At 70.6% G+C, this 8,226-nt stretch carries 7 protein-coding genes; 5 read left to right on the forward strand and 2 right to left on the reverse strand.

Going from position 1 to position 8,226, the window contains the following annotated elements; all coding sequences use genetic code 11:
* Positions 1–33: 33 nt before the first annotated feature.
* Positions 34–909 (reverse strand): TauD/TfdA dioxygenase family protein, encoded by an 876-nt coding sequence (locus tag ACQKIP_RS12930; protein WP_427743000.1) that lies wholly within the window; start codon positions 907–909, stop codon positions 34–36.
* A gap of 519 nt (positions 910–1,428) precedes the next feature.
* Between ACQKIP_RS12930 and lpdA the strand changes: the two genes are divergently transcribed.
* Positions 1,429–2,832, forward strand: a complete 1,404-nt coding sequence (gene lpdA / locus ACQKIP_RS12935) for a dihydrolipoyl dehydrogenase (protein WP_365861045.1) — start codon at positions 1,429–1,431, stop codon at positions 2,830–2,832.
* A gap of 139 nt (positions 2,833–2,971) precedes the next feature.
* Positions 2,972–5,140 (forward strand): MMPL family transporter, encoded by a 2,169-nt coding sequence (locus ACQKIP_RS12940; RefSeq protein ID WP_365861043.1) that lies wholly within the window; start codon positions 2,972–2,974, stop codon positions 5,138–5,140.
* A gap of 10 nt (positions 5,141–5,150) precedes the next feature.
* On the opposite strand, the gene ACQKIP_RS12945 is transcribed toward ACQKIP_RS12940, so the two are convergent.
* A complete protein-coding gene (locus ACQKIP_RS12945) occupies positions 5,151–5,954 on the reverse strand; it encodes an isocitrate lyase/PEP mutase family protein (protein ID WP_365861041.1) in 804 nt (267 codons plus the stop codon).
* Between the two features lie 200 nt (positions 5,955–6,154).
* On the opposite strand from ACQKIP_RS12945, the gene ACQKIP_RS12950 reads away from it, so the two are divergent.
* From ACQKIP_RS12950 to ACQKIP_RS12960, 3 genes are all read left to right on the forward strand, one after another.
* Positions 6,155–6,571 carry a YciI family protein gene (locus ACQKIP_RS12950; RefSeq protein WP_427742996.1) on the forward strand — a complete coding sequence of 139 codons (417 nt, stop codon included), beginning with the start codon at positions 6,155–6,157 and terminating at the stop codon, positions 6,569–6,571.
* A complete protein-coding gene (locus tag ACQKIP_RS12955; RefSeq protein WP_365861198.1) occupies positions 6,568–7,803 on the forward strand; it encodes an RNA polymerase sigma factor in 1,236 nt (411 codons plus the stop codon). Before ACQKIP_RS12950 ends, ACQKIP_RS12955 begins: the two co-directional genes overlap by 4 nt.
* Before the next feature lie 32 nt (positions 7,804–7,835).
* The coding region (locus ACQKIP_RS12960) for a formylglycine-generating enzyme family protein (RefSeq protein ID WP_427742998.1) at positions 7,836–8,226 on the forward strand (391 nt) is incomplete at its 3' end.

Raw genomic sequence — 8,226 nt, forward strand, 5'->3', positions numbered from 1 at the left:
GCGGCGACCGCGGTGACCGCTTCGTCGGAAGGGTCAGTACGGGCGGTCTCCGGTGATCGCGACCCGTTCGGCCACGCGCCGGTGCGGGGCGTAGTCGTCGACGGCGTAGTGCTGGGTGGCGCGGTTGTCCCAGAAGGCGATGTCACCCGCCTGCCAGTGGAACCGCACCTGGTACTCGGGGACCTGTGCCTGGCGCACCAGGTAGCTCAGCAGCCGGTCGCTCTCGGCGCGCTCCATGCCCACGATATGGGTGGTGAAGGAGGTGTTGACGAAGAGCATCTTGCGCCCGGTCTCCGGGTGCCTGCGCACGACGGGGTGGGTGACCGGCGGGAACTGCTCCTGGAGCGGGATCAGCTTCTCGGGGCCGTAGAAGCGGACGAAACCGGGGATGAAGTCATGTACGGCCTGCGCCCCCTCGATGCGCGCCTTGACCTCGTCGGAGAGGTTGTCGTACGCGGCGGCCATGTCCGCCCACATGGTGTCGCCTCCCACCGGCGGCACCTCACGCAGTTGCAGGACGGCGCCGAGCGCGGGCTTCTCGCGGAAGGTGACGTCGGCGTGCCAGACGTTCTCGTACGTGGGAGTGGCGCTGCCGCCCTTGTCGAACCGGACGACGTCGTCGGCCGAGCCGCGCGCGAGCAGCGGATTGGTCTCCAGCTCGCCCCAGTTGAGGGCGAACGCGCGCTGCTGCTCGGAGGTGATGCCGGCGCCGCGGAAGAAGAGCACCTTCCATTCCAGGAGGGCGCGGTTGAGCTCCTCGCGCAGCGCCGGTGTGAGCGGCTGCGCGAGGTCGACGCCGCGTATCTCGGCGCCGATGATGCGCCCCTGCGGGACGACGTCGATCAGTTCGTAGGGGCGCTCTTCCCAGCCCTCGGGGACGCGGCGCAGGGTGCGGCGGCCTTCGTACATCCCGTCGGCGGGGACGCGCGCCTCACGGAGCGCGGGAGCGGCGGCGGACGCGGGAGAGACGGCAGGGGTAATCACAGCCATGGTGATCCTTCGGTCGTGAGTGAACGGGTGGCGTCACGGAGTGGGAACTCCGGACGTCTTGAGCCGGATTCCCGGGCAGCTAGCGACCCGATCGCTCGCACCCGCGGCGCCACGGGACCATGAAGGTCCTCACGGCTGCGGTCAGGTGCTGGATCATGCACGCCATTGTGTATGGCCATGCCTTGCGGAGCAAACCCCCGTACCCGAAGGAACCCGCGGTCGACCGCGTCGTCGCCCTTGCCACCGAGCATCCAGCCGTAGGGGTGAACCCGGCATCGATCACCAACAGGCGTGCACACAGCGGCGGTTGGGAAAACGGCCGGGAACGGGCGGCATGACATCGGACACCCACCCGCCCGCGAGGCGTCCGGATGGCGCATGATCGGACGTGCGCGAGTCACGTTCCACCCGATACGTACCACCAGAGAGGACCTCCCCATGGAAGACCGCTTCGACGTCGTCGTGCTCGGAGCAGGACCCGGCGGCTATGTGGCCGCCATCCGTGCCGCCCAGCTGGGCAAGCGGGTAGCGGTCGTCGAGGAGAAGTACTGGGGAGGTGTCTGCCTCAACGTCGGCTGTATCCCGACCAAGGCGCTGCTGCGCAACGCCGAGCTGGCCCATCTGTTCACGCACGAGCAGAAGACGTACGGCATCAAGGTCGACGGGAACGTGTCCTTCGACTACGGCGAGGCGTTCAACCGCAGCCGCACGGTCGCGGACGGCCGCGTCAAGGGCGTCCACTTCCTGATGAAGAAGAACAAGATCACGGAGTTCGACGGCCGGGGCACGTTCCTCGACGCGAACACCCTCCAGGTCGCCAAGTCGGACGGCAGCACGGACACGATCACGTTCGACAACTGCATCATCGCCACGGGCGCCACGCCGAAGCTGCTGCCCGGCACGAAGCGCTCCGAGCGCGTCGTCACCTACGTGGAGCAGATCCTCGCCGACAGCGTGCCGCAATCCATCGTGATCGCGGGCGCGGGCGCCATCGGCATCGAGTTCGCCTACGTCCTGCACAACTACGGCGTGAAGGTCACGATCGTCGAGTTCCTGGACCGCATCGCGCCCCTGGAGGACGCGGACGTCTCGACGGAGCTGGCCAAGCAGTACCGCAAGCTCGGCATCGACGTGAAGACCTCCACCCGCGTCGAGTCCATCGACGAGTCGGGCCCGCAGGTCAAGGTCACGGTGACCGGCAAGGACGGCAAGCAGGAGGTCCTGGAGGCGGACAAGGTCCTCCAGGCCATCGGCTTCGCCCCGAACGTCACCGGCTTCGGCCTGGAGGCGACGGGCGTGGCGCTGACCGAGCGCGGCGCCATCGACATCGACGGGCGCGGGCGCACGAACGTCCCGCACATCTACGCCATCGGCGACGTCACCGCGAAGCTGATGCTCGCGCACACCGCCGAGTCCATGGGTGTCGTGGCCGCCGAGACGATCTCCGGCGCCGAGACGATGGAACTCGACTACCCGATGATCCCGCGCGCCACCTACTCCCAGCCGCAGATCGCCAGCTTCGGTTGGACCGAGGCGCAGGCCAAGGAGAAGGGCTTCGACGTCAAGGTCGCCAAGTTCCCGTTCATGGCGAACGGCAAGGCGCACGGCCTCGGCGACACCACCGGCTTCGTGAAAATCATCAGCGATGCGCGGTACGGCGAGATCATCGGCGCCCATCTGATCGGCCCGGACGTCACCGAGCTGCTTCCCGAGCTGACCCTGGCCCAGCAGTGGGACCTGACCGTGCACGAGGTCGCGCGCAACGTCCACGCGCACCCGACGCTCGGCGAGGCGGTCAAGGAAGCGGTGCACGGCCTGGCCGGGCACATGATCAACTTCTGACGGCAGCCGGGCACCCGCAGCCCTCCCGGATGCGCCCCGCCCCTTGCGCCGAACGGCTCAAGTGGCGGGGCCGCCCCGTCCGGAAGATCCTTGGTCAGAACGCGCCGTAACGCCTCGGGGGCGAGGGAGGCAGCAGCCGATGTTCTCTGGCCTGGGTCGATTCGTGGTCCGTCGCCCGTGGTGGATCATCCTGGCGTGGATCGTGGCGGCCGGCGCCGTGATCTCCCTGGCGCCGAAACTCACCTCCAGCAGCGACGAGGCGAGCTTCCTGCCGGACCACTACGAGTCCATCCGCGCGGCGGACGTGCAGGAAACGGAGTTCCCCAAACAGCAGAACGTCGGCGCGATCATCGTCTTCCAGCGCTCCGACGGCGGAACGCTGACGGCGGCCGACTCCGCGGACGTCGCCCGCATCTCCAAGGACCTCCAAGCCAAGAAGATCCCCCAGGTACAGGCCGTCGTACCGGGCGCGGTCTCGCCCAACAAGCTCGTGCAGACATCCGTCGTCGCGATGCCGAAGATCACCGACCCCGAGGACACCGCACAGCAGGACGCGGTCAAGGACCTGCGGTCCGATCTGGGGCCCGAGCTGAAGAACACGGACCTGTCCGCCGGGATCACCGGCTCCGCCGCCCAGGCGCTCGACGAGAGCGACGCCTCGGAGCGCGCCGGACTGCTCGTCGGGGTCGGCACGATCGTGATCATCATCGTGCTGCTCCTGGTGATCTTCCGGAGCCCGATCATCGCGCTGCTTCCCGTGGTCCTGATCGGCCTCATCTCGCCGATGGCGACCGGCCTGATCGCCTCCGCGAACAAGGCCTTCGACATGAAGGCCGACTCCTCCATCCAGGAGCTGCTCACCGTCGTCCTGTTCGGCGTCGGCACGGACTACATCCTCTTCTTGCTCTTCCGCTACCGGGAGGCCCTGCGGGCGGGCGAGGACCCCAAGGGCGGCATGGTGCACGCCGTCGAGCGGGTCGGCGAGGCGATCACCTCGGCGGCCGGCGCCGTCATCGTCGCCTTCGCCGCCCTGACGCTCTCCTCGCTCGGCATGCTGCGCTCCATGGGCCCCGCCCTGGCCATCGCCGTCTTCGTGACGCTGCTCGCCGGGCTCACGCTGGTCCCCGCCGTCGTCTCGCTGCTCGGCACGAAGGTGTTCTGGCCCTCGAAGTCGTGGCAGAAGGAGCCGCAGGGCACCGGCTTCGCACGGCTCGGCACCTCCATCGCCCGCAAGCCCGCCGTCTGGGCCCTGGTGTCGGCCCTTTTCATGGGCGCGCTCGCCCTCGGCGCCCTTGGCTACCGGGCCAACTTCGACCTGGCGGGCTCCTCGCTGCCCAAGGACAAGGAGTCGATGGTCGCCCTGGACAACCTCCAGAAGGGCTTCCCCGCGGGCTCCACCGACCCGACCTCCGTCTACCTCACCTCGAAGGACGACAACCCGCTGCCCGAAGCGCGCACGGCCGTCTTCCGGGCACAGCTCGCCGACGTCAAGGGCGTGGGCAAGGTCTCCGCCGCCCAGCCGGGCAAGGACCGTACGACGGCGGCGTTCTCCGTGATCCTCGCGGACCCGCCGGCCTCCGACCGGGCCCTGGAGACCGTCAAGGACCGGCTGCGCCCGACCGCGCACCAGGACGCGCCGCCCGGCACCGAGGCTCTGGTCGGCGGCACGACGGCGGTGTACGTCGACATCAACAAGGCCGTGGACCGCGACTACTCGGTGGTCTTCCCGGTCGCCGCGCTCGCCATCATGGTCATCCTCGGCCTGTTGCTGCGCAGCTTCGTGGCTCCCTGGTACCTGATGCTGTCCGTCGCCCTCGGCTTCGGCGCGACCTTGGGCGCGACCTCGCTGCTCTTCCAGCAGATCGGCAGCCAGCCCGGCCTGATGTTCATGCTGCCCGTGATCATGTATCTGTTCGTCGTCGCCCTGGGCACGGACTACAACATCCTGATGGTGTCGCGCCTGCGCGAGGAGGCCCGCGAGGGCCGCACCCCGCACGACGCCGCGGGCACGGCGGTGCGCCACTCGGGCCCGACGATCGGCTCGGCGGGCGTGATCCTCGCGGGCACCTTCGCCACCCTCATGCTCGCGGGCAACTCGACGCTCTCCCAGATGGGCTTCTCCCTCTCCTTCGGCATCCTCATCGCCGCCTTCGTCATGGCGATGATCTTCACGCCCGCCCTGACGGCCCTCATCGGGCACGCGGCGTGGTGGCCGGGCCACGGGGACCAGAAGCGGCACGGCGGCGAACGGCCGGGCGCGGGTCCGGACGCGGGTGCCGGGGCGGGTGCGGGCAGCACGCGTGATTAGCGCCCGGTACCTACGCCTCTTCGTACACCGCGGAGAGCGCCCCGGCTTCCGCGTACGACGGCAGGTCGTCCGGCACGGCGCCGTCCCGGCCGATCGAGCGTGCCGTTCCGACGGCGGCGTGCAGCGCGGCGCGGAAAAGCAGCGAGCCGCTGCTCACCCGGCGCACTCCGAGCTCCGCGAGGCGCCGGTAGGTCAGGGCGCCGGGTGCGAAGAGGATGTTCAGCGGGACGTCGAGCACCCCGTCGACGAGGGCCGCGATGGCCTTCTCGTCCTGGAGAGCGGGCACGAACAGGCCGTCGGCGCCCGCCTCTTGGTAGGCGGCGGCTCGGTGCTCGGTCTCCTTCGCGCCCCCGGCGCGCAGCCAGTACGTGTCCGTGCGGGCGTTGACGAACAGGTCGGGGGCACGCTCCTTGACGGCCGCGATCAGCTCGCACTGCGACGCCGTGCCGGCCAGCGTCCCGTCCGGGCGCCCGTCCTCGATGTTCACGCCCACGACGCCCGCGCCGGCCAGCTCCGCCGCGAGCTCCGCGACCTCGTCGGGCCGCCCGCCGAAGCCGCCCTCGATGTCCACGGTGATCAGCGCGGGCAGCCGGGCCAGGCCGCGGGCCAGATGCAGGGTCTCCTCCCGCGCGGCGCCCGTGGCGTCCGCCTTCCCCGCGGCCGCCGCCACACCGAGGCTGGTGGTGCCGATCGCCGGGAAGCCCGCACCGGCGAGCGCGGCGGCGGACGCGTGGTCCCAGGCGTTGGGCAGCAGGAGGGGTTCGCCGGTGCGGTGCAGGGCGCGGAACCGGTCGGCTCGATCTGTGTGGGTCATGCCCGGACCGTAGCCCCGCGTCGATTCGGCGACGACCGAAACGTCCTGCTGGGAGGGGTGCGCGGCGGCCCGCACAGACCCTGCCGAAATTCGCCGGAAAAATCTTCCGGCGCAATGTCGAGAACAGGTGGCCGGCCCCGACGTCCCCTGTGAGAGTTGCCCACAAGGGGCGACCACCGCACAAGTCGAGGAGAAACGTCATGAAGTACCTGGTGATGGTCCAGGGCACGCAGGCGGACTACGAGGCGCAGAGCGGCAAGGCCAACGCGCACGGTCCGGCGTGGGGCGAGAAGGACCTGCAGGCGATGTTCGAGTTCATGGGTGCGCTCAACAACGACCTGGCCGAGTCCGGGGAACTGGTCGACGGACAGGGCCTGTCCGAGCCCGCGCAGACCCGCCTGGTCGACGTCGACAAGGAAGGCCGCCCGGTCATCACGGACGGTCCCTACGGCGAGACGAAGGAAGTACTCGCCGGTTACTGGGTCCTCGAATGCGAGAGCCTGGACCGTGTCACCGAGATCGCCAACCGCATCCAGCAGTGCCCGTGCCCCGAGGGTGCGCCCCTCTACCCCGTGGTGATCCGCCCCATCATGGGCGGCCCCGAAGCCGCGTCCTGAACGGCACATCCGCGACCGAGGACCTGCTGCGCCTGCACGCGCCGCAGGTCCTCGGCGCGCTCGTGCGCCGGTACGGACACTTCGGCGAGGCCGAGGACGCCGTACAGGAAGCGCTGCTCGCCGCCGCCCGGCAGTGGCCCGGGCAGGGCGTGCCCGACAATCCGCGGGGCTGGCTGATCAGGGTGGCCTCGCGGCGGCTCATGGATCAGCTGCGCAGCGACGAGGCCCGGCGCAGGCGCGAGGAAGAGGCCGCGCAGCTGTCGCCGCGGGACGCCTTCACCGCGCCGCCGCCGGGCGAGAGCCGTGCGCCCTCCGAGGACGACACCCTGACCCTGCTCTTCCTGTGCTCCCATCCCGTACTGAGCCCGGCCGCGCAGGTCGCGCTGACGTTGCGCGCGGTCGGCGGCCTGACCACGGCCGAGATCGCCCGCGCCCACCTCGTGCCCGAGGCGACGATGGCACAGCGGATCAGCCGGGCGAAGGCGAAGGTCAAGGGAGTGCCCTTCGAGCAGCCGCACCGCAAGGACCGTGATCAGCGGCTCGCGGTGGTGCTCCAGGTGCTCTACCTCATCTTCAACGAGGGCTATACGGCGACCTCGGGCGACGCCCTGCACCGCGCGGATCTGGCGCGCGAGGCGATCCGCCTCACCCGGTCCGTGCGCAGGCTGCTGCCCGGGGACGGCACGGTGACCGGGCTGCTCGCCCTGATGCTGCTCACCGAGGCCCGCAGCGCCGCCCGTACCGGCCCGCACGGGGAGCTGATCCCGCTGGACGAGCAGGACCGCTCGCGGTGGGACCGGAGCGCGATCGAGGAGGGCTCCGCCCTGGTCGAGGAGGCCCTGTCCCAAGGTCCCGCGGGCGCCTACCAGTTGCAGGCCGCGATCGCCGCGCTGCACGACGAGGCACCGCGCGCCGAGGACACCGACTGGCCGCAGATCCTCGCCCTCTACGACATCCTTGTGCGCCGCACTCCCGAGCCCATGGCCGAGCTGAGCCGGGCCGTGGCCTTCGCCATGGTGCACGGGCCGCGCGCCGGACTCACCGAAGTCGCGGCACTGGAGGACCGGTTGGCGGGCCATCACCGGCTCGACGCGGTGCGCGCCCATCTCCTGGAGCGGGCGGGCGACACCGAAGCGGCCCGCACCGCGTACCAGTTGGCGGCCAAGCGTACGCTGAGCATCCCCGAGACGCGTTACCTGCAGATGCGTGCGGCCCGCCTGCTGTCCACCTGAGTACGGAGCACGAGCTGAGTACGGAGCACGAGATGATCGGCGTCCCGGCGGGGAAGGTGACGCTGACGGACCGGCGTACGCAGCACAGCTGGACGGTCGACGTCGCGGCCCACGAGCTGGCGCCCTTCCCCGTGACGCAGGAGCAGTACACGCGGGTCACGGGCGAGCGGCCGAGCAGCGCGACCGGCGAGCGGCTGCCCGTGGAGGGCGTCTCCTGGCTGGACGCGGTCCGGTTCTGCAACGCCCTGTCCCTGCGGGAGGGCCTTTCGCCCGCCTACCGGCTCGGGGCCGAAGGCGCCGAGGGCGGCGAGGGTGCCGCCTGGGACACGGCCGCCGACGGCTACCGGCTGCCGACCGAGGCCGAGTGGGAACACGCCTGCCGGGCCGGTACGACCGGTGCGCGCTACGGGCCGCTCGACGAGA

The organism is Streptomyces sp. NPDC059900, assembly GCF_050270335.1.
Lineage (GTDB): Bacteria > Actinomycetota > Actinomycetes > Streptomycetales > Streptomycetaceae > Streptomyces.